Below are 21,590 nucleotides of genomic sequence, written 5' to 3'. Positions count from 1 at the left end.
CTAGATGAAAGCCGTTTCAACACGGCCATGACCCGTGGGTATGGCCGTGCGCCGAGTGATCAGCGTGCCTTTGACCGTGTGCCGCGAAATCGTGGACGAAATCAGACATTGATCTGTGCGTTGAGCTTAGCAGGGCCGCAGGCCGCCATCGTCCTTGATGGCGTAGCGTTTGAATGGTATGTTCGTGAAATACTGTGTCCAACGTTGAAACCAGGGCAAGTGGTGATGATGGACAATCTCTCGTCACATCATCGAGCGTCCATTCGGACGCTCATCCAAGCCCATGGAGGTGAGGTCATGTTTACCTCACCCTACAGTCCGGATTTCAACCCGATTGAACTCATGTTTTCCAAGTTGAAGGCATTGGGTCGGAGTGGGGCCTGGCGAGTCGTGACAGTCGTGACGGAGCTTTATGATGCCATCGGAGTTGCCTCGGATCCGTATCAGAGACAGATATTCAACACTGGTTCAAATATGCTCATTCTAAGATTCTATTGTGACAAATGCTCTAAATTTGAGTCGCCCGCTTTGAGCATGCTGCTGGACGTATTCCATCATTATCTTCACACGCGAATGTCTAGCCATTCACGTGGATCAAAGTATCAAAGCTGAGTGGATCGTCAAGATCGTCACCGAGGCTACCAAAGGCCGTGTAGCTCCTGGCAAGATTTGAGTAGACAATGGCAGTGAGTTCATCATTAAAGCCTTAAATCTTTGTGCCTATCAGCGTCAGGTTACCCTTGATTTTCCCCGTTCATAACGGCCTCAAAACAATGGCCACATCGAATCGTTCAAAGGCAGTTTTCGGAATGAATACCTCAACGCACGCTGGTTTTTGTCGCTGGACGCCGCCGCCGGGAAGAGCGTCACAGCACCAAGGGGCGCTTTCAGGTCGCTTCGCCGCCGTTTATGTTCGGCTAGCAGATGGAGAAGGGAACGCCCAAGGTCAACATCTTCCAAGACAAGCGGCTTAGGTGATCGGTGAACAGCGGCGTGGTGAAGATCGAAAATATTATGTTTGCAACCTCCCACTGACAACATCACTGGCGTAGTTGATTGAAGTGACCAAACGCTGTTGGGCGTGTAAATTGACCCATTGTGAACTCAAGCAAGAGGTCGGTCTGGACTATTTCGAAGGCTGATCCTGGAACGGCCTCCATCATCACGCCCTGCTTTGCATGATTGCCCTGAGCTTTTTTCAGTGGCTGCGACTTACCCAGCCAGATGATTTGATGGGCGATTCCGTACCTGCTATTCGCAGGGAGGTGGCCGAGGGTGTGCCCCAGCCACCTCCCTGCCCTTTTCGCTGTGCGTATACAGCGTTATTCAGTGGTTCTTGAATATCTCCAAAGCACAGCTAAGACTTTCCGGTCAAGCGCTACTCCATTGCCTCCAGCTTTCTGATTGGTAGATTCGTTATGTACCGGTGGATTTTATTTTCATCACCTATTCAGGCCACAATGGCGTTATGAAGCGTAAGCGTCTCTCTCTCGCCCTCCTGATTTGGCTCCTGTTATCCGGCGTAGGTGTGACGGCGCTCTTTGTATCGGTGGGTAAGCATCTAGCCGAGACATTCAACACCGACGCGCGCATTTTGCACCGGGTTCTCTCACAGCGCATGGAGCAGCAGGAAGCTGTGCTGAACGCTGTGTATGCATTGGAACGGCAGGGCACGGGTACGGCGGCGCTGGGCACCTACCTCAACACTTTGCTTCGCCCCTACCCTCAGGTGGTGGCCGTGGAGCGCTGCACGCCGCTGGGCTGCCAAGTGCTGGGATCACCCACCGAAAGGCCGCCGCGTCTGGCCGCTGCTCTCTCCGCCGCATCCGCCGTGGGCTGGCCGGATGACGGTGGCCCGCTCTACGCCCTGTCGCGCGGCAACGTGCGGGTGTGGGTGGACGCCCGGCGGCTGACCGGAGCACTGGACAGTGAGGCCGCGCCGCTGTCCTATACGCTCTTTCGCCCCCAGACAGATACGGCTATCGTGGCCCACACCACGACCGAGAATTGGGGCAGCGCTTCCACGACCCTACACGTGGAAAAAATCTTGGGCACTGCCCTTCAGCCCTTTCCCATCCGCATCTCGCGCCCGGTTGCGTGGGGAAGCTGGCCATGGCTGGGCAGTGTTCTATGGACGCTGTTGACAGCTGGCCTGAGCCTGCTGGTCTGGCAACTCCTTGAAGCCCGTCGAGCCGCGCAACGCGCCCTGCTTGACGAGCGGGTGCGGGCGGGCGGCGTGGTGGAGGCCGCTTCCGAGGCCATCGTGGCGCTCGACGAGGATCACCGGGTCACACTGGCCAATCCGGCGGCGCGGGCGGCACTGTTCCATCCGCTGCCGCCCGGCACCGATTTGCGGGCTGTGACCACCTTTCAGGCCACACTACTGCAGGCACCGTTTGACGCCGCATCATTTTGGGACAGCCCGCAGCCGACGTCGCTGCCTGAAGGACTGACGCTGCTGCGTACCGGTGCAGCGGGTCAGGAAGCCGTACAGGTAGAGGGTTCGCTGGCTCCCCTGCGCGGCGCGGGTGGCGAACTGCGTGGCCGGGTGCTGATTCTGCGCGAGGTGGGGCCGCTTCAGCGCCGAATGCTCGAACATCTAGAAGACGGCGAGCGGCGCGTGCGCGAACACGAGGAGATGTTGGCCCACGTCTCACGCCTGTCCACTCTGGGTGAGATGGGGGCGGGCCTGGCGCATGAGCTGAACCAGCCCCTGACAGCCATCGTCAGCTACGGTCAAGCGGCGGCGCGGCTGCTCGACGAGCCCGAACCTGACTTGGAACGGGTGCGGCATGCGGTGGGTGCCTCGGTCACTCAGGCGAGGCGGGCAGCACAGATCATCACTCGGCTGCGTCAGTGGGTGAAGCGCACACCCAGCCAGTCCCGGCCCACCGATCTGTCACAGGCGACCGAGAACGTGTTGACGCTTTGCCGCGCCGACCTGAACCGCCTTGGCGTGCGGGTGGTCACGTCGTATGCCGACACACCGCTGGTGCGGGCCGATCCAGTGCAACTGGAGCAGATCATCCTGAACCTGCTTCGGAATGCTCTAGATGCCGTGCAGGACACCCCTGATCCCACCATTGGGCTGAGCATCGCCCTGGATAAGCAGGGCTGGATCCTGAGCGTGCGAGACAACGGCCCCGGGATCGCTGCCGAGGTTTCCACGCGCCTGTTCACGCCCTTCACGACGAGCAAGGCGGGCGGCCTAGGCCTGGGCCTGAGCCTGTCACAGACGCTGGCACAGGGGATGGGGGGCGATCTCAGCGGAAGAAATGCCGACGTGGGCGGCGCGGTCTTTACCCTCAGCTTGCCGCGCCTGATGATGGAGGCGGCCAGTGACTGAGCCGCTTTTGCTGCTGGAACCGACCGTTTACCTGGTCGACGACGATGACGCGGTGCGGGACGCGCTGGGGTTTTTGCTGGGCACCGTCGGCCTGAACGTGCGTTCCTTTGCCGACGGCTTGGAGTTGGAACGCGCCCTAGAAGCTGAGGGGCCGCCCTCCATCGGCTGCCTGCTTCTGGATATTCGTATGCCGTATATCAGCGGCCTGCAATTGCAACTCCGCCTTCAGGAGCGTGGTGTGGATCTACCCGTGATCCTGCTGACCGGTCACGCTGACGTGGAGCTGTGCCGCCGGGCCTTTCGTCAGGGCGCGGCGGACTTCCTGAGCAAGCCAGTAGACGAGACCGAGCTGCTTGAAGCTGTTCAGCGGGCCGTGCGCCAGCACCTGCGGGGGCGTCAGCGCCGGGCGGCGAATGGTCAGGCCCGCGAACGCCTCTCGCGCCTGACCGCCCGCGAACACGACGTTTTGCGGGGCATTCTGGACGGTCAGACCAGCAAGCAGACGGCCCGCACGCTCGCCATCTCCGCCCGCACCGTGGAAACGCACCGCGCCAGCCTCTTCGCCAAACTGGAAGCCGAGTCGCTGGCCGAGGTGATCCGCCTGGCACTGGAGGGAGAGGAGATCTGAAGACGTTGGCTTTCTCTCCTCCGTAGTTTTACGGAGAGCTTGCGCGAATTGTCCGGATACCGTTTTCTGCGTGCTGGCCGCAAGATAAGAGGCATGAAGACCCTGACTGCTCTGCTGACCGTTTCCGTCATTTCACTCGCTGCCGCCCAGACTACGCCCACACCGATCAATCTGGCGACCACCGCCACGGTGTCCCCAGCCAGCTTGAGTCTGAGCGCCGCCAGCCGGATTGCCACGCTGGCCGTGAATAACTGTGCACAACTCGGCTACAACGTCAGCGCCACCGTGGTGGATCCGCAGCGGCGTGACCCTGGCTGTGGCCCGTTCCGAGAACGCCGGGCCGCACACGTTGGGGGCCAGCTCCGGTAAGGCGTTTACCAGCGCCAGTGCCAGAGCGCTGACCAGCGACATTGCCAAGAACCTGCCCAATAATCCGGCACTGGCCGATATTCCCGGCTACCTGGTGCTGGCGGGCGGCGCACCAATCCGGGTCGGCGGCGCAGTGGTGGGCGCGGTGGGCGTGGGCGGCGCACCCAGCGGCCTGACCGACGAGAAATGCGGCACCGACGCTGTCACGACGGTGCTGGGCCAGTAAAATGCCAGGGCGCGTGATGGCGGCCAGGGGACTGATATTTGGGATAATTGTGCTGAGCAGCTTTCCGACGCCTTTCAGCACAGTCAGCGCCAAGGGGAGAACGGTGAACGTTTCACAGCATCAAACTCAACTGAATGCACAGCTGCTCCAGGCCGCTCAAAATGGAGATCTGGCGCGGATCCAAGCTGCGCTGAACGCAGGCGCGTCCGTCAACGCGTCAGATTCGGGTCGGCGCACGGCCCTGACCTGGGCAGCCAAGGGTGATCACGTCTCGGTGGCCCGCGCCCTCATTGCGGCGGGGGCCGATCCCGACTTGCAGGATGATCAGCGCAACAATGCCTTGCTCATCACGGGTGAAACGGGCAGCGTGGCCATGCTGCGTGAGGTGCTCAGGGCCAAGCCTGATCTGACCCGCACCAACCGCTACGGCGGCACTGCCCTGATCCCCGCTGCCGACCGGGGCCACTTGCCGTACGTGCGCGAGTTGCTGGCCACCACCAAGATCAACGTGAATCATGTCAATAATCTGGGTTGGACGGCCTTGCTGGAAGCGGTGATTCTGGGCGACGGTGGTCCCACCCACACCGAAATCGTGCGCGAACTGCTCTCGCACGGCGCAGACCGCAGCCTGGGTGACAAGAACGGCGTGACACCGCTTCAACATGCCCGCCAGCTCGGCTACAACGTGATGGTGAAACTGCTTGAAACCCCAGCTATGCAGAAATGAGCAGGTTCTCTAACGGCGGCCTTCTGCTACCCACCACCCAATCCTAGCAAGTGCGTTCAGCGTGAACAAAATGGGCCAGACCCAACCACGCCATCACCCTCAACAACAGCGTCAGGCTCTGCCAGCTCAAGTTTACCAGCCGTCAGATTCATGGCGTTTGCGTCAAACGTGGCCGGGTCAGCGCTTGATGGGAGAACCGGCAGCGATCCAGTCGTTCATGCCACCCCCATATTCTTGATATCTTGGCCTGCTCTATACCCCTAGATATTGAGGGTCAAGCCATTCGCCTTTTGTGCTCTCATGCGTCGGCGCTGCTCGGAGATGGCCTGCGCCCCAGATGCTCCAGCACTTCCCGCACTGCGCCGGGCAACATGGCGAGTGGGGCAGACACCACGTGGTAGCCGAGCGTGATGTCATTGGCTTCAAGCCCCAGGCTGCTCAGGTGACCGCCTGTGATTTCTAGGCTCACCATGCTGCGCGGCAGGAGGGCCACCCCGAGACCCTCGACGAGTGCGGCCTTGAGCGCCAGAAAGCTGCCCAGTTCCAGTTCGCGCTGCGGAGTCACGCCGCTGGCCCGCAGGAGTTTCACCGCACGCCGCCGCACCGAGGATTCGGGCATCGGCCACAGCACTGTTTCGTCTTGAAGAACGCCCAGATTGACGTAACCGATCTTCGCCAGGCGGTGTCCTCCAGGGACGATCAAGCGCAGATCCTCACTCGAAAACCGCCGCGCTTCCAAGCCGTCTGGCAAGGCGTGCGAGGCGTCCACCGCCAGTGTGGCGTCAAGTTCGCCGTCCGCCACCATCTGAATCAGGCGTGGGGTGTGGTCGGAGTGCAAACTGACTTTCAACGCGTCGCCGGAAAAGTGGGCGGCCAGATGAACCGCCCGCGTCGCCAGCGTCCAGGACACGCCCAGCCGCACCTGTTTTTTGAGGTGATTTCGGTTTTGATGGGCCAGATCGCCCACACGCCGGATGTTGCGGGCAACCGCTTGGGCCAGCGGCAACAACTCAAGGCCGCCGCTGGTCAGCGCAACGCCGCGCGAGTGACGCGTGTACAGCGGCGCTCCCACCGCGTCGGACAGCGCCCGCAACTGGCCGGAGACAGCAGGCTGGCTGAGATGCAGAAACTCAGCCGCCTTGCTGACACTCCCCAACTCGGCCACTGCACTGAAGGTCACCAGATAATCCGGGTTGATGCGCACGGCGTCAGGCTATCAGAATTGTGGGCCACAATATTGCCCAGTCCTATAATTGTTATATAGAAATACGATTTGATTTTATTGGTCGCACAGGCAACACTGTCAGCACGCTGGCCCTGCAAGACAGCCCACTGAAAGGCTGGATGACGGTGGATCACTCGACCCTGCAACACCCCACTTTCAAAAATGTATTCGGTCTGGGTGACGTGATCGGCACGCCCAACGCCAAGACCGGGGCGGCCATTCGCAAGCAGGCCCCGGTGGTGGCAGGGAATCTGGCGGCAGTGATTCGGGGGCAGCCTCTCACCCAAATCTACAACGGGTACGGCTCCTGCCCGCTGGTAACTGGACGCGGCAAGCTGATTCTGGCCGAGTTCAATGACAAGAACGAGGCGACGCCGTCCTTCCCGTTCAACCAGGCCAAGGAGCGCTACGACATGTACCTGCTCAAGCGGCACGGTCTGCCCTTCATGTACTGGAACCTGATGCTCAGGAGACTGGCCTGATGTAGAACGGGCCTGAATAGATGCTGGTGTCCCAGCCGAGGCACTCCGGGGAGGGACACCGCCTCAATACGGCTCTATCCTTATTCAGGAGGAATAAAATGACTAACTTGAAACTGGTGCTGCACATCGACCAGGCCGATCGCTGGCCTGCCGCCTTGAGCAACGTCGCCAACGTGCTGCGCGACTATCCAGCTATCTCTCTGCGCATTGTGGCGAATGAGGCAGGCGTTTATGCTTTCCTAGGCCGTACAGACTTGCTGACCAAAATGGCCGAGGCCGCCGAAAAACAGGTGGCCTTTCAAGCCTGCGCCAATTCTCTGAAAAGCCATGACATTGATCCCGCGCACCTTCCGAAATGGGTCACGGTGGTGCCTGCCGGGGTGGTGGCGCTGGCTGAAGCTCAGAGGGAAGGGTTTGCCTACATCAAGCCCTGACCTGAAAGTTTCAGGTTGCGCTCAATGCGGTAAGCGGTTCCGCAGCACCCCATACAACCAAGTGCCGATCAGGGCAAAGAGGAGCACGATCAGCATGGCCCAGATGCCGCTGCCGAGTAAGGTAAAAATCGGCCCTGGACAGACACCTGCCAGACCCCAGCCGAGGCCGAACGTCAGGCCCCCGAAGACGTAACGGGGCAGTCCGGGGGCCTTGTGCTGAATCTTGATGGCCTGGCCGTCCAGCGAGCGTGCTCGAAAATGCCGGAGCAGCCCGGTGGTCAGCATGCCCGTCAGCACGGCTGAACCGATCAGGCCGTACATGTGAAACGACTGAAAGTGGAACATCTCCTGAATGCGGTACCAACTGGCGGCCTCGCTCTTGACCAGAACGACGCCGAAGAAGGTTCCAGCCAGCAGATAAGCGAGGAGGGAAAGGGTGGAAGCCGGGGCCTGAGATTCGGTTCTGGTAGGAGTGCTGGAAATCAAAACGGAGTCCTTTGAAGTTGGGGGCGCTACTTGAGCAGCAGCGGCAGGAGAATGTTGGCACTCAGGATGCCGCCCGCGAAAAAGCTGACGGTGGCAACCAGACTGGGAAATTGCAGGGTAGACAGGCCGGTGATGGCGTGACCGCTGGTGCAGCCGCCACCGTAGCGCGTGCCAAAGCCCACCAACAGGCCAGACAGCGAGAGAATCAGCCAGACGACTGGGCGGCGCAGATCGAGCAGTTCGGGCGGCACCAATCCGGGGCTGAGTCTAACCCCAAGGTCTTGCAGCGAGCCGATGGCCCCGGCGCTGAGGCGCGTCGGTTCTGGGTTGGCGAAGATCAGCCCAGCCAACAGCCCGCCCAGAATCAGACCGCCCGCGAACATCAGATTCCATTTCTCCCCGCGCCAGTCATAGCGGAAGAAGCTGGGTTTGACGTTCTTGGGCAGCAGGATTGCGCAGGCATGTCTCAAATTGGCGCTAATCCCGAAGGTCTTGTTGCCGAGCAGCAGCAGCAGCGGCACCATCAGCCCGATCAGTGGCCCGCTGATATACCAGGGCCAGGCGGAGAAAAAAAAGGTCATCATCGAAGAGTCACCGTTGTAGAGGGAATAGAGGGAGAGACGGGAGCAACCACAGCAGCATGCTGAGCGGTTCCCTGAAGGGCGTGGGGCAGACTGGTGATCAGGATGTAACTGCCGAGCAGCACCAGAAAGCCCGCGAACGAGCGGCGAAGCATCAGTGGTGAGAAAAACCCCGAGAGCTGGCTGCCGAGCAGACTGCCCAGAATGCCGATTCCAGCGATCAAGCCGATCACGGGCCAGTGCAGGGTCGTATTCTGCCCGGCGGTATGCAGGAGAAAGCCCAGCGCGGAATTCAGGGCGATAATGACCAGACTGGTTCCCACCGCACGCGCCATAGACAAGCCCAGCAGCAGCACCAGCGCGGGCAGAATCAGGAAGCCGCCGCCCACGCCGACGACGCCCGTCAGCACCCCGACGCCCATTCCGGCCAGCGCCACCTGCCACCACGGGCGGGGCTCGTTCGAGGACGGCCCAGACATGGGCTGGAACATCCGTACCGCCGCGATCAGCATCACGGCGGCAAAGATCAGCAGTTGCAGGGCGGCAGGCATCTGGTGGCTGAGCAGCGTCCCGAGCGACGTTCCAAGGAGGCCGGGACCTCCGAAAAGCAGCACGGCCCGCCCATCAATACAGCGTTTTTTCAGGTGTGGCGCAGCCCCTACCAGCGCGATCAGCCCCACGATGGCGAGGCTCTCGACGATGGCGGTCTTGCCGGATTCGCCGACCAGATAGACCAGCACGGGAACCGTCAGGATCGAGCCGCCTGAGCCGAGCAGGCCCAGCGACAGGCCGATGAGCAAGGCCCCCAGAACGGTCAACACCACGGCGCTTCACCTGAATCCGTGCTGCTCATGCTTGACTTTGGGCCGCTTCAACCGGCAGAAAGTCAACCGGGCGGTGTTCCTGCATCCAGCCGAGGGTGCCGCCCAGCAGATTGGCGACGTCAGCGTGTCCGGCCTCCAAGAGCAGCGCGGCGGCTTGGGCGCTCCGGGAATCCCTGGCACAGACCAGAACAACGGGAGAGCCACCGAATTCCTGGTTGCCTCTCAATTTGGCAAGGGGAATGTTGACGGCACCGGGCAGATGCCCACATTCATACTCGGCTGGCTCACGAACGTCGATGAGCCTTGCGCCGCGCCGCTGCCCTAAGCTGATTTCCGCCGGAAAAATGTCTTGCACGGTCATCCCTTCTTCACCGGAAAGCCCGCGTTCTTCCAGGCGGTGATGCCACCGGATAAGCTGCGGGCATCGAAGCCTTGCGCCCGGAGTTGCCGAGCGGCCAGACCTGATCGGTGACCGCTGGCGCACTGGCAGATGATGACCCTATCACTGGCAAACGAAGCGGGCGGATGGCCCACCTGCTCTAGTGGAAGGTGCTTGCTGCCCGGAATAAGTAAGATTTGACGCTCAGCTTTGGAGCGCACGTCGACAAGCAGTGCGCCGCCCTGCACGAGTAGCTGGGCTTCTGCCGCCGACACATGATGGGTTTCAGCGCCGCTGCCCAGCAGTTTTTTGAACCAAGTCAGCACTTCAGCCCACCGGTTCAGACTGACGCGCCCAAGCTTCGTAGCCGCCTGCCAGTTCGGTCACGTTGTCAAAGCCCTCGGCCCGCAGCAAGCTGACGGCGGCGGCGCTTCTGGCCCCACTCTGGCAATGCACGACCATCTGCTTGTCGCGGGGCAATTCGTCCAGATGGGCCATCAGGCGGCCTGCATGTAGTTGGTGGGCCTCCGGCAGGTGTCCGGCGGCATATTCGCTTTTGGCCCGCACATCCAGGATGTAGGCGCTCTGGAGACTGGGAATCTGGTCAACGGGAACCGCTGCCTGCGACTCCAGTTTTAGGCTGCCAAACGAGGCGATAAAACCGGCAACATGGTCTACGCCAACCATCCACAGGCGTTGATGCAGGGCCTCTGCCCGCTCAGCGTCGCCAGCAACGAGGACATAGTCCTGCTTGGGATCAAGCAGCCAGCCCGCCCAGGTTTCGAAGGTCTTGCCCGCCGGGAGGTGAATGGAACCGGGAAGCGCACCCTGCTGGAAGTCCTCCCGCGAGCGGGTATCCAGCACTCTGGCCCCGCCTGCAATGGCCTGCTGAACCTGAGCGGGCGACAACGGCCCCAGCGGCTCGGGAGTTCCAAGCAGCGCTGGGCCGGCCTTGTTCTGCATCTTCATTCTGCCGAAGTAGGCGGGCGCGTCCGGCTGACCAGACAGCAGTTCGTCCACAAAGGCCGACTCATCACCGCTCTGAACCAGCGGCGACCACCAGCTCAGGGCGCGTTCGTAGCCGACGGTGGTGCTTTCCACTGCGCCCAGCGCCTTGCCACACGCGCTGCCCGAGCCGTGTCCGGGCCAGACCTGCACGAAATCTGGCAGGGTCAGGAATTTGCCGCGCAGCGAGGCGAACATCTGCTTCGCGCCCTCAAAGCGGGTATCCACTCCGCCTGCCGCCTCGTCCAGCAGATCGGGGCGGCCCAGATCACCCACAAATACGAAGTCGCCGGTCAGCAGAATGCTCGGCTGATCCCCCCGCGCTCCATCTGTGATCAGGAAGGAAAGGTGTTCGGGTGTGTGGCCGGGGGTGTGCAGCACCTTCAGGGTGATATTGCCCAGTGCGATACTGTCGCCGTCATGTAGGGCTTCGTGGTCAAAGGTGTAGCTCCAGTCGGGGCTACCCTCGGCGGAGAGCAGCAGGGCGGCTCCGGTCTGCTCAGCCAGTTCGCGTGCGCCGCTGAGGTAATCAGCGTGAATGTGGGTTTCGGTGACGTGGGTGATGATCAGCCCTTCTTGCTGGGCCAGAGTGACGTACTGCTGGGCATTGCGGGCCGGGTCAATGACGATGGCTGTGCCGTTTTTCTGGCAGCCGACAATATATGAGGCTTGGGCCAGATCGCTGTCATAGATGCGTTTGAAGTACATGGAATCTCCTGGTGGTCGAGAGAGAGAGTGACTGACCTTTGATCTGACACTAGCCCCGCAGCCAAGGCCAAGTCAAATACCCCCCAGGGGTATAGGCACCTCTGATGGTACTTATCATGGCTGCCGATATTGCGTTGGCTCATTGACAACTGGAGTTACCCCGACTTTGCGTAGGTGAGGTTAGGGGACGATCCTAGAGCTTATTTCTGCGAAGGAGCAGGAGGAGGCAGGTGAGCTGAACGAAGCTCAGGAAGTGCTCGGCAAGACGTTCATATCGGGTCACGATTCGTCTAAAATTCTGAAGCCAAGCAATGGTTCGCTCCACATCATTGCGGCCACGAGCCCCGACGAAAGTCAAGGCATGCTGGAGGCTGGAGCCAAAGCTTGAGTCATCCTTGCGACTTGCACCGTCACTCTAAATCGCCCTCCATACTACTGAGGCCATGGAGAATCCCCCTCAATTTTCCGGCTTCGTAGAAGTACGCGGAGCGCGGGAACACAACCTCAAAGACCTCTCGTTGCGGGTGCCGCGTGACGCGCTGGTGGTGTTCACTGGCGTGTCCGGCTCAGGCAAGTCCTCGCTGGCTTTCGGAACGCTGTACGCCGAGGCGCAGCGGCGCTACCTCGAATCGGTCTCCCCATATGCCCGCCGCCTGTTTCATCAAGTGGGCGCACCTGACGTGGACGCCATCGAGGGCCTGCCCCCCGCCGTAGCTTTACAGCAGCAGCGCGGCGCACCCACCGCCCGCTCCTCGGTGGGTAGCGTCACCACCCTGTCTAATCTGGTCAGGATGCTGTATTCGCGGGCCGGGACATACCCGCCGGGACAGGGCATCGTTTACGCCGAGGGCTTCTCGCCCAACACGCCCGAGGGAGCCTGCCCGAACTGTCACGGTCAAGGCCGGGTCTACGAGGTCACCGAAGGCTCGATGGTTCCCGATGCGTCGCTGACCATCCGTGGGCGTGCAGTGGCCGCTTGGCCGCTCGCCTGGGGCGGGCAGAACCAACGCGATATTCTGGTGTCGCTGGGCATCAACGTGGACGTGCCGTGGCGCGAACTGCCGCCCGAGACACGCGAGTGGATTTTGTTCAGTGATGAGCAGCCGGTGGTGCCGGTGTATCCGGGCCTGAGTCCTGAGGAAACCCGGCGGGCCGTAAAGCGCCAGCTCGAACCCAGCTATATGGGCACTTTCAGCAGCGCCCGGCGGCACGTGATGCACACCTTCGCCAGCACCGAAAGCGCAGCCATGAGACGCCGGGTGCAGACCTACATGATTGCCGCCGAGTGTCCAGTTTGCCACGGTAAACGGCTGCGCCCGGAAGCGCTGGCGGTCACGTTCGCGGGCCATGACATCACCGAATTCTCGCGCCTGCCACTCAAGCAAGTCTCTGCGCTGCTGCGCCCCTACGCTGCCGGTCAGGAGGACGCGCAGCTCGCCCAAGACCAGCCTGCGCAAGCCATCGCCCGGCAGCGCCTGACCGAAGACCTAGTCGCCCGGCTGGCCGTGTTGCTGGACTTGGGGTTGGGGTACTTGCAACTGGAGCGCTCGACGCCCACCCTCTCGCCCGGCGAGTTGCAGCGCCTGCGTCTGGCGACCCAACTGTATTCCAACTTGTTCGGCGTGGTGTACGTCCTCGACGAGCCGTCCGCCGGGCTGCACCCCGCCGATACCGAGGCGTTGCTCACGGCACTGAGCGGTTTGAAGGCGGCGGGCAACTCACTGTTCGTCGTCGAGCATGATCTGGATGTGGTACGCCGCGCCGACTGGCTGGTGGATGTCGGGCCGGGAGCAGGGGAGCAGGGCGGTGAGATCCTTTACAGCGGGCCGCCCGAAGGGTTGCGCAACATACAGAACTCCAAAACCGCCGAGTACCTCTTCAGGGCAGCTTCCCAAGAAGCGCGTCAGCCGCGCACGCCTTCTGGCTGGCTCGAACTGAACGGCGTGACACGTCACAACCTCAACGACCTCAGCGTCCGGTTTCCGTTAGGCGTGCTGACCTGCGTCACCGGCGTCTCGGGCTCGGGTAAGTCCACCTTGGTCAGTCAGGTGTTAGCCGAGACGCTGGCCGCCCACCTCGGCCAGGGAAGCGTGGAGCAGGCCAGTGGGTCACAAGACGAGGAAGACCTCGGGGACAGCCAGTTGCCCACCACCTCCGCGCATCTGGGAGGCGATTTCACTTCACTCTCAAGGCTGGTACAAGTCAACCAAAAGCCGATTGGCCGCACACCCAGAAGCAATATGGCGACTTATACCGGCTTGTTCGACCATGTCCGCAAGCTGTTCGCCGCCACCCCACTGGCCCGGCAGCGCGGATACGGCGCGGGGCGGTTTTCCTTCAACGTCAAGGGTGGGCGCTGTGAACACTGTCAGGGGGAGGGCTGGGTCATGGTCGAATTGCTGTTCCTGCCCAGCGTGTATGCGCCGTGTCCGGTTTGCCACGGGACGCGCTACAACGCCGAGACGCTGGAAGTGCAGGAGCGGGGCCGCACCATCGCCGAGGTGCTGGGCATGACGGTGGACACGGCTTGGGACTTCTTCAAGGATGACCCAGCGGTGTTCCGCAGCTTAGACACCCTGCGCGAGGTGGGGCTGGGCTACCTGCGGCTGGGGCAGCCCGCCACCGAACTCTCGGGCGGTGAAGCGCAGCGCATCAAGCTGGCCACCGAGTTGCAGCGTGCCGGACGGGGACAGACGCTGTACATCTTGGATGAACCCACCACCGGCCTGCACCCCGCCGATGTGGAGCGCCTGGCCCGCCAGCTTGAGCGGCTGGTTGAGGCTGGACACACCGTGATCACGGTAGAGCACGACATGCAACTGGTCGTCGGCAGCGACTGGGTGATTGACGTCGGCCCCGGCGCGGGCGATGAGGGTGGCAGAGTCGTGGCGCAGGGCACGCCCCAAGAAGTAGCGGGGACGCCGGGCAGCCGAACCGCGCCCTACTTGGCGCTGGCGCTCGGCGAAGTGGGGTTCGTAGATCGTTTGAAGGGATGAGTCGGCGCTCAAACTCCGCAGTCTGGGTACCTGACAGGAATTCCTTTTACCCTTACTCGCATCTCAATTTTGCGGTTTCAATTAAGCCATGAGTTTCAACTGGAGTACCAATGTCGCAGGCAGGTTCAGCCGTGACCGGCCTGCCCAACGAGGCCGACTCAAGAACGCGCTGATGAACCTGCACTTCTGGACTCAGCGTGCTCAGTAACTCTTGCCTAGACTCAGCATCGCCACTTCTCGCACGGCGTTGGGTCAGTTGATGGTACCGCGCTGCCGACTCGCTTTCTGCTGGTACATCCGCCGGTCACTGATGCGCAGCAAATCGCCGGATGTCTGCGCGTCGTGTGGCAGCCAAGCGACGCCGCAACTGGCACTGGCGGCCTCGAACCCGGCGGCGCGAACCGCGTCCAGCGCTCCGGTCAGCCGCTCAAGCAGCGCTGGGGTGTGCAAAGGAGCCGTGCCAATCACCGCGAACTCATCGCCGCCCAGCCGGTAGACCCCGCCCAGCGGCGCAAATGCCTCAGCGGTGCAGCGGGCAAAAGCAGTGAGCAAGCGGTCTCCAGCGGCGTGTCCCTGCGCGTCGTTGATCAGTTTGAGGCCGCCGAGGTCAAGAGACATCACGAACATGCTGGCTCCGTGTGGTGGCTGCACACCGCATTTCGCTTCCAAGTCGGCCTCAAAGGCGCGGCGGTTGGGTAACTGGGTCAGGCTGTCGGTCAACGCCATGCGCTCCATCTGCTGGGCGACCTGCTCCCCCTCACGGCGGGCCACGTCCAGCTCCCGGCTGCGCTCGACCAATAGCTGCTCGAACACCGCCAGCATGTGGCTGGCATCCTCGCCGGGCATAAATTTGGCTTCACCACTCAACTCAGGGTCATGCCGGGCGCTGCTCTCCTCGGTCAGCACCTGCAGGGCCACCTCGACCACCTGAGGATCGAAATGCTTGCCTGCCTGCGCCTGCACTTCCCGCAGCGCTTCTTCAGCGCTCCAAGCCCGTTTGTAGGGCCGTGGCTGAGTCAAGGCGTCAAACACGTCGGCCACCGCCACGATCCGGCCCGTCAGCGGAATGCCCTCGCCGGACAGTCGCTGCGGATAGCCTTGGCCGTCCCAGCGTTCGTGATGGGTGAGGGCGATTTCTTCAGCCAGCCGCAGCAACTCGGATTGCCCTCCCGACAAAATACGTGCGCCGATCAGGGTATGCGTCTGCATTTGGCTGTACTCTTCTTGGCTCAGTTTTCCCGGCTTGAGCAAGATGGTATCGGGAATACCGATCTTGCCGACATCGTGCAGGCGGGCGGCGATGCCCAGCACCTGAGCGCGTTCCTCGGGCCAGCCCAGCGCCTGCGCCAGCCGGGCTGCCGAGCGTCCTACCCGGCGGGTATGCTCGCCGGTGGTGTCGTCTCGGTACTCGGCAGCCATTGCCAGGCGGGTCACGACCTCATGCTGGGCGCGGGCCAGTTCCGAGGTGCGTTCCGTCACCAGCTGCTCAGCGGCTAGTCGGGCGTCTTGCTCGACCTCGGTTCGTAAGCGGTAAACATCAGTTTCGTGCCGAGCACGCTCGACTTCAAACTGCACCATGAACTTGCGAACTTGCCGCTCGCGCTGCTGACTAAAAAGGTCGCGCTCGGTAGAGCGCAGCGCCCGTAGATGAAAGGCAGTCTGCTCCCATTCACCTTGACCCTGGAACAGATCGGCCAGCGCCAGATGTGCTTGAGCCAGTTCCTTGGGGGCGTGCTGCTGCTCTGCGAGTTCTAAGCTGCGCCCGAGGTTCGCCTCAGCCGCCACACTCTTGCCAAGAGCGTGCTGTACTTGGCCCAGGTGCAGGTGGGCGTCAAGTTGCCCCTGTTCGTCACCAGTCTCCAGCGCTATCTCTAAGGCTGTTTGATGGAGGGATCGGGCTTCTGGAAGGTCGCCTTGTTTGGTTCGCAGACTGCCCAAACTGTCGAGAACAGACGCCTCCTCCAGCCGGTAATTGTTGACCCGGCTGATTTCAAGCGCCTGTTCTAAATGTGTGGCGGCCTCAGGGAGTTGATCGGCAGCAAGATAAAAAGTGCCCAAGTTCAGATCAACTCGCATTTTCAGGAGTTCGTCTCCGCACCGATTGGCAGCGTTTCGGGCTGCGATCATCACCTCGATGGCCAGAGCATTCTCATCATTGAGGTGGTGGAGACGCCCCAGGCTGCTCAAGATGAATGCTTCAGATCTGGGATTTTCAATGGCCGTCTGATGCAAATAGTAAGCTCGCCGTAGAGTCAATACGGCAGTGTCGTACTGGCCTTGCCAAGTCTGAATGTTGCCGATATTGCTCAGAACTCGTGCTTGCGCCTGCACATCGCCTAAGCTGATCCAAAGTTCCAGAGCCGCTTCTGATGCTTTCAGCGCTTGTTCAACTTGGCCGCGTGCATGGTAAACGCCGGCCAAATGGTTAAGTGCAGTGGCGTGCAGTTGCTGCCCAGCCGGATCGTTACTGCCCTCTACTTGGGCAATGGCTGCGTTCAAATGCTTCTCGGCGTCATCCAGCCCACCCAGATCGGCGCAAACCTTGCCCGCTAGGTTATGTGCCTGCGCTGCGCCTAAACTGTCTCGACCTTCGAGAAATACGGTGGCAGCCTGCTCCAAGCTCTGCAAAGCGGCAAGCAGATCACGGGTTTCGAGCTGGACTTGGCCGAGCAGCAGGTGGCTGCGGGCCTGTGCCAGTCCCCGGCCCCCAGTAAAGCGCAGGTAATCGCTCGCCACTGAGAGGGCCTGCTGAGGCGCGGCGGTGATCAGCGCCTGTACCGCGTCCTCGAAGGCCCGACACTGAGCTTCAAAGGTCATGTTTTCCGGCGCGTGCCCGAAGGGGGAAAGTGGCTGGGTGGGGCGGATCACGGCCCGTTTCCCAGTTCACTCCACCCAAGCGTTTCCCAAGTCTTCACCTCAGCGCCTCCTCTCCCGCGCTACTTGAGGCTGGCTCTAAGGAAGGCCGTCAGATTGAGCCGTCCCTTTTCGCCTAGCCTGCCCTTGTAGGCTTTGTTGAGATTATTGGCGTAGACGTCGTCGGCGCTGTTGATCAGGGTGTTCTCAAGGTCTTTGAGCTTTACTTTGATGGGCTGGCCCAGCGCCAGTGCCAGCGCACCCGAGGCCATCGGCGCGGCCATCGACGTGCCACTCCAAGCCGCCATCAACTCGCCGGGCGCAGGCGCGTAGACATTTTCGCCGGGGCCCACCACTTCGAGTTTGTCTGAATAGTTCGAGAAGCTCGACTTCCGGTCGCTCAGATCAACGCTGCCAACACTCAAAGAGAAATCAGCAGCGTTGTCGTCAGCCGCCAAAGCTGCCGGATAAGTGATCTTGTTGCTGTTGGCGTTGCCCGCTGAGGAAACGACCAGCACATTCTTGGCGGTGACCTTATTGATGGCGTCTTGGACGACTTTGGAGTTCTCGGTGCTGCCGAGACTCAAGTTGATGATGCCGGCTCCTTTGGCTGCTGCCCACAAGATCGCCTGCGCGATGGTGGACACGTCACCAGAGCCGTCCGGCCCCAGAACCCGCAGCGGCATGATCTTGGCCCCAGGCGCAATTTGCAGCACGATCCCTGCAACGTTAGTGCCGTGGCCGTAGCCGCCGGTGCCTAGCGTGCCCTCGTCTTGCGGCAGAGCGTCACCGGCGTAGAAGTCGTACCAAGTGGACGGGTCGCTCAGCGATCCCTGAAAGGCCGAGTGATTCAGGTCTAAGCCGGTATCGATCACGGCCACCGTGACGCCCGCACCCAGATTGGGGGCCAGCGCCTGAGCCGCTTGCAGGTTAATCTTGCTCCACAAGGCCGTGTTTTGAGGTAAAAATGAATATTCTCCGCTGGCCCAGATACTCCGTGAGCCACCTGCCCAAGCCTGAATGTCCCCACTGGCCCAAATACTCCGCGAACCGCCCATAGAAGCGGTCAGCACGCCGCCACCACTGAATACATCTTTGTTGCGCTCAATGAAGACTGGGCGGGTAGCGGTAGTGCTGAGGGCTTGCATAGCGGCGGGCGAGCGGTTGAAGCCGAGTAGGGCCACGCAATCGGTTTCGTCCATGCAGTCGCTGCCAGGCCAAGTGACGACAGTGCCACCGAGCTGAGCTTCCAGCGCTGCGCGGCTGTCTCCGGCCTCTAGCGGCACCGAAACCACGTAGTCATAACGCGGCGCACTGTGGCCAGGTAAATTGGTAGTGCTCATCGTCTGTGATTGTGAGCAGGCCGATAAAAGACCGACAGTCAATAATAAGCCGGGAATCAGTCGTTGTATTGGATGCATATAAGTCCTCCAGCTGAAGAATGCGGTCGATCATGAGTGCAGCGCTTCACTGTACAAAAAGAGGGCTTACAAGTTTCTGATGGGAAAAAGGTCATCAATAATTAAGCAGTCTAGCGGTCATTTGTAAGAATAGGTCTCTTGATGTGAGGACAGTAGAGGTCGATTAGAACTCCGTCCCACCGATCGGCTTTCGCCGCCTGTTCAAAGCGGCAAGACTGTCCAACTTGCCATTGTGGTTGAACACATCTCCTGCCAAAATCTACCTGCATGTCGCTGCTAGGCGAAAAATTCAGGTGTCAAGGCCTTCCTGCGGCCAGAACACTCTTCTCCTTAAGGTATGAGCTGCGGAGGCGCGACGTTTGCTTCAGGTACTGAGGAGGGTGCCGGGAGAGACGCGGGATCAGATGAATGCAGTGTAGTTATCAAGTGCTTATCAACTTAGAGCTTTCCCTGAATCTGCTGCCCAATTCTGCTGACGGCAGCCAAGCAGCTGGCGATGAGTTTGCCTTCGTGCTCCGGCGTGAGGCGTGCCAAAGGCCCCGAGATCGCCAAGCTTCCGACGATCCGGTGCTGTGTCCCCAAGATGGGAGCCGCGATGGAGAAGGCCTCCGCTTCAAAATCGCCCCTGGCCACGTAGTAGCCTTGTTCTCTGATTTGCCTGATCTCACGCACCAGCGTGGAGTGTCCAGACGTGTCTGGAGCTGATGCGTTGAGGGCCAGCATCTGCTCCAGCAACTTTGGATCGTCGTAAGCGAGGTAGACCTTGCCACTGCCGCCGAGATGAAGGGGGCCACGTTTGCCGATCTCGGAAACCACCCGCACATTTTGAAGCGATTCGCGCAAATCCAAAATGATCACTTCTAGTCCGGAACGTTGAACCAAGTGAACACTTTCTTGAGTTTCACGCCATACCTGATCGAGGTCTGCGGCGGCGTACTCGATCAAGGGAAACTGATGATTGGCGTGGTGGCCCAAGTTCAGTGCGCTGTAACCCAACCTGTAGCGCTTGAGTGGCGTCTTCAGGATGTACCCGTGCATCCGGAGGGTATGGAGGAGGCGGTTGGTCTGACTCACGCTCAGCTGACAGCGCCCTGCAATTTCTTGCAGGCTCTGATCGGGCTCCCGGGCAATATGTGCCAGAACAGAGAAAGCGGCGTCGACCGAAGCGACAAGGTAAGGATCTGTATAGAGAGGTGTCTTGACAGGGGGCATAGATCGACTCCTAAAATAGACCAACCACAATCACAAGAAAATTTAGACAAGCACCTTCGCGTTCACTTTCCGAAAACACATTTCGCCTAGCGAAATCTTACGCCTTCTGGAGGAACCCATGTTGAACAAACGTCTTTGGATCACCCTGAGTGCCGCGCTCCTGCTTTCTCCCGCGCAGGCGGTCAGCAACCCGGATACCTTGTATTTCGGCGTGTATTTTGAACCCGCCAGCATCGACGCCCACGCCATTACCGAATGGGCGGGCATGTGGCTCGACGACAACATCTACGAAACATTGGTGCGCTACAAGACTAAATCGGTTGGCGGCAAGCTGGAGGGCACGACTACCCTTCAACCCTGGCTGGCCCAGAAGTACACCGCCAGCAACGGCGGCAAGACCTACACGTTCGAGTTACGCAAAAATGTGAAATTTCAAGACGGCACTGCTCTGACTGCCGACGACGTGCAGTTCTCGCTTCAGCGTGTACTGGCCCTTGATCTTGGCCCGGCCAAGCAACTCAAGGACTGCGTAGACCCTGCGGGCATCAAAGTTCTTGATCCGCTCCGTGTTCAAGTTGATCTCAAGAACAGCTGTCCGAGCTTTTTGGCCCTGCTGGCTCAGACCAACACGGGGGCCATCATGAGCAAGGCGTACGTCAATAAGAACGGCGGCGTCAAGCCCGGTCAGCTCAATGATTATCTGAGGACGCACGGCATGGGCACTGGGCCGTTTACGATGGGCGACACCACCGCTGGCGTGAAGTTCGAACTGAACGCCAACCCTAATTACTGGGGCGGAAAACCCAAACTCGCCAAGATCGTTTTCCGGGTGATCAAAGACCTCTCGAACCAGTATTTGCTGCTGCGGCAAGGCCAGCTGGACGTTGTCTATAACCTGCCTTCCGAGCTGCTGGAACAGTCCATGAAGGAATCCAGCTTGACGGTCAACAAGCAGTCGGCCATCGGCGCACAAACCTTGTACATGAACAACACCCAAAAGCCCTTTAACGATCCCAAGGTCAGGCAAGCGCTCATGTACGCTGTCAATCAGCAGGAACTGTCCGACGCGGCGACCTTGGGGATTGCCAAACCCTCACGGAGCGTATTGCCTGGCGCTCTGCCGGGGTACACCGGCAACGAGTGGCCTTACAAAACCAACTTGGATAAAGCCAAGGCGCTGCTCAAAGAAGCTGGCTATCCCAGCGGCTTTGCGAGCACCATCTACTACAACAGTGGCAATGCCGAACGCGAAAAGACGGCTGTCACCCTTCAGGCGCAACTCGCCAAAGTGGGCATCAAGGTCGATGTGCGCTCGGTGGCTTGGCCTACCTTCGTTGACGGGTACCAGACCGGGAAATTCCCCATGTTTGTCGTGAGCAATTTGGCCGCGCCGATTCTCGATCAGTACATGACTCAGAACTTCGATTCGGGCAGCGCCGGGGCGGGGGGCAACTACAGCTTTTACAAAAACCCGGCGGTCGACAAGATGATTGCTCAGCTCTCGGCGACCACCGCCCCAGCAGACCGCAACGCGCTTGCCCGGCGTTTGCAAAAGACCATCAACACCGACCTGCCGCTCGCGCCCCTTTACGACGTCAGCTTGTACTACGTGATGCAGAAATGGGTGAAAGGCTGGACGCTGTATCCCAGCGGCAACTGGTACTTCAAAGATGTCAGCAAGGAGTAGC

19 protein-coding genes and 3 pseudogenes are annotated in these 21,590 nt (G+C 60.6%); 11 read left to right on the top strand and 11 right to left on the bottom strand.

Translation table 11 applies throughout. The annotated features are described in order from the left end of the window. The 7 genes and pseudogenes from EHF33_RS18890 to EHF33_RS18865 all read left to right on the top strand — a co-directional run. Positions 1–500 (top strand): annotated as a pseudogene (locus EHF33_RS18890) (IS630 family transposase); the annotation flags it as partial. A gap of 375 nt (positions 501–875) precedes the next feature. Continuing rightward, a pseudogene (locus tag EHF33_RS22040) lies at positions 876–1,340 on the top strand (IS701 family transposase); the annotation flags it as partial. A 128-nt stretch (positions 1,341–1,468) separates the two neighbouring features. Then, positions 1,469–3,346, top strand: coding sequence for a sensor histidine kinase (locus tag EHF33_RS18880; RefSeq protein ID WP_124875120.1), 1,878 nt, complete (start codon positions 1,469–1,471; stop codon positions 3,344–3,346). Continuing rightward, positions 3,339–3,974 (top strand): response regulator transcription factor, encoded by a 636-nt coding sequence (locus EHF33_RS18875; protein WP_124875118.1) that lies wholly within the window; start codon positions 3,339–3,341, stop codon positions 3,972–3,974. Before EHF33_RS18880 ends, EHF33_RS18875 begins: the two co-directional genes overlap by 8 nt. Before the next feature lie 93 nt (positions 3,975–4,067). Then, entirely contained in the window at positions 4,068–4,343 is a 276-nt protein-coding gene (locus tag EHF33_RS21245; RefSeq protein ID WP_164473620.1) for a hypothetical protein, read from the top strand. Continuing rightward, complete coding sequence (locus tag EHF33_RS18870) at positions 4,291–4,569, top strand: heme-binding protein (RefSeq protein ID WP_164473619.1); 279 nt, start codon at positions 4,291–4,293, stop codon at positions 4,567–4,569. Before EHF33_RS21245 ends, EHF33_RS18870 begins: the two co-directional genes overlap by 53 nt. Before the next feature lie 103 nt (positions 4,570–4,672). After that, positions 4,673–5,296, top strand: coding sequence for an ankyrin repeat domain-containing protein (locus EHF33_RS18865; RefSeq protein ID WP_241191462.1), 624 nt, complete (start codon positions 4,673–4,675; stop codon positions 5,294–5,296). 298 nt (positions 5,297–5,594) lie between these two features. Here EHF33_RS18865 and EHF33_RS18860 read toward each other — a convergent pair whose 3' ends face one another. Then, positions 5,595–6,500 carry a LysR family transcriptional regulator gene (locus EHF33_RS18860; RefSeq protein WP_124875112.1) on the bottom strand — a complete coding sequence of 302 codons (906 nt, stop codon included), beginning with the start codon at positions 6,498–6,500 and terminating at the stop codon, positions 5,595–5,597. Positions 6,501–6,520: 20 nt separating this feature from the next. Between EHF33_RS18860 and EHF33_RS18855 the strand changes: the two genes are divergently transcribed. Then, complete coding sequence (locus EHF33_RS18855; RefSeq protein ID WP_206431659.1) at positions 6,521–7,003, top strand: NAD(P)/FAD-dependent oxidoreductase; 483 nt, start codon at positions 6,521–6,523, stop codon at positions 7,001–7,003. A gap of 98 nt (positions 7,004–7,101) precedes the next feature. Next, positions 7,102–7,437, top strand: coding sequence for a DsrE family protein (locus EHF33_RS18850; RefSeq protein WP_124875110.1), 336 nt, complete (start codon positions 7,102–7,104; stop codon positions 7,435–7,437). 21 nt (positions 7,438–7,458) lie between these two features. On the opposite strand, the gene EHF33_RS18845 is transcribed toward EHF33_RS18850, so the two are convergent. The 7 genes and pseudogenes from EHF33_RS18845 to EHF33_RS18815 form a co-directional block, all read right to left on the bottom strand. After that, entirely contained in the window at positions 7,459–7,923 is a 465-nt protein-coding gene (locus EHF33_RS18845) for a DUF6691 family protein (protein ID WP_241191461.1), read from the bottom strand. 26 nt (positions 7,924–7,949) lie between these two features. Beyond that, positions 7,950–8,504 (bottom strand): YeeE/YedE family protein, encoded by a 555-nt coding sequence (locus tag EHF33_RS18840; RefSeq protein ID WP_124875448.1) that lies wholly within the window; start codon positions 8,502–8,504, stop codon positions 7,950–7,952. Next, entirely contained in the window at positions 8,504–9,325 is an 822-nt protein-coding gene (locus EHF33_RS18835; protein WP_338135051.1) for a sulfite exporter TauE/SafE family protein, read from the bottom strand. Before EHF33_RS18835 ends, EHF33_RS18840 begins: the two co-directional genes overlap by 1 nt. A 28-nt stretch (positions 9,326–9,353) precedes the next feature. After that, positions 9,354–9,689, bottom strand: a complete 336-nt coding sequence (locus EHF33_RS18830; RefSeq protein WP_124875106.1) for a rhodanese-like domain-containing protein — start codon at positions 9,687–9,689, stop codon at positions 9,354–9,356. Further along, positions 9,686–10,033: a rhodanese-like domain-containing protein gene (locus tag EHF33_RS18825; RefSeq protein WP_124875104.1), complete on the bottom strand. Its 348-nt coding sequence runs from the start codon at positions 10,031–10,033 to the stop codon at positions 9,686–9,688. Before EHF33_RS18825 ends, EHF33_RS18830 begins: the two co-directional genes overlap by 4 nt. Before the next feature lies 1 nt (position 10,034). Beyond that, entirely contained in the window at positions 10,035–11,420 is a 1,386-nt protein-coding gene (locus tag EHF33_RS18820) for an MBL fold metallo-hydrolase (protein ID WP_124875102.1), read from the bottom strand. Between the two features lie 193 nt (positions 11,421–11,613). After that, positions 11,614–11,760 (bottom strand): annotated as a pseudogene (locus EHF33_RS18815) (IS5-like element ISDds9 family transposase); the annotation flags it as partial. A 103-nt stretch (positions 11,761–11,863) separates the two neighbouring features. Here EHF33_RS18815 and uvrA point away from each other — a divergent pair. Further along, a complete protein-coding gene (gene uvrA, locus EHF33_RS18810; protein ID WP_124875098.1) occupies positions 11,864–14,416 on the top strand; it encodes an excinuclease ABC subunit UvrA in 2,553 nt (850 codons plus the stop codon). A gap of 252 nt (positions 14,417–14,668) precedes the next feature. On the opposite strand, the gene EHF33_RS18805 is transcribed toward uvrA, so the two are convergent. The 3 genes from EHF33_RS18805 to EHF33_RS18795 form a co-directional block, all read right to left on the bottom strand. Beyond that, on the bottom strand, positions 14,669–17,284 hold the full coding sequence (locus EHF33_RS18805) for an HD domain-containing phosphohydrolase (protein ID WP_124875096.1): 2,616 nt from the start codon (positions 17,282–17,284) through the stop codon (positions 14,669–14,671). A gap of 68 nt (positions 17,285–17,352) precedes the next feature. Beyond that, the gene (locus EHF33_RS18800) at positions 17,353–18,612 is read right to left on the bottom strand and encodes a S8 family peptidase (RefSeq protein ID WP_241191460.1); all 1,260 of its coding nucleotides are present in this window, start codon (positions 18,610–18,612) and stop codon (positions 17,353–17,355) included. A 516-nt stretch (positions 18,613–19,128) separates the two neighbouring features. Next, entirely contained in the window at positions 19,129–19,902 is a 774-nt protein-coding gene (locus EHF33_RS18795; protein WP_124875092.1) for an IclR family transcriptional regulator, read from the bottom strand. 118 nt (positions 19,903–20,020) lie between these two features. Between EHF33_RS18795 and EHF33_RS18790 the strand changes: the two genes are divergently transcribed. Then, positions 20,021–21,589, top strand: a complete 1,569-nt coding sequence (locus EHF33_RS18790; RefSeq protein WP_124875090.1) for an ABC transporter substrate-binding protein — start codon at positions 20,021–20,023, stop codon at positions 21,587–21,589. Position 21,590: the final 1 nt, after the last annotated feature.

This window comes from Deinococcus psychrotolerans (genome assembly GCF_003860465.1).
Classification (GTDB): domain Bacteria; phylum Deinococcota; class Deinococci; order Deinococcales; family Deinococcaceae; genus Deinococcus; species Deinococcus psychrotolerans.
Note: the sequence above shows the minus strand (reverse complement) of the source record. Positions and strands in the feature narration are given on the sequence as shown.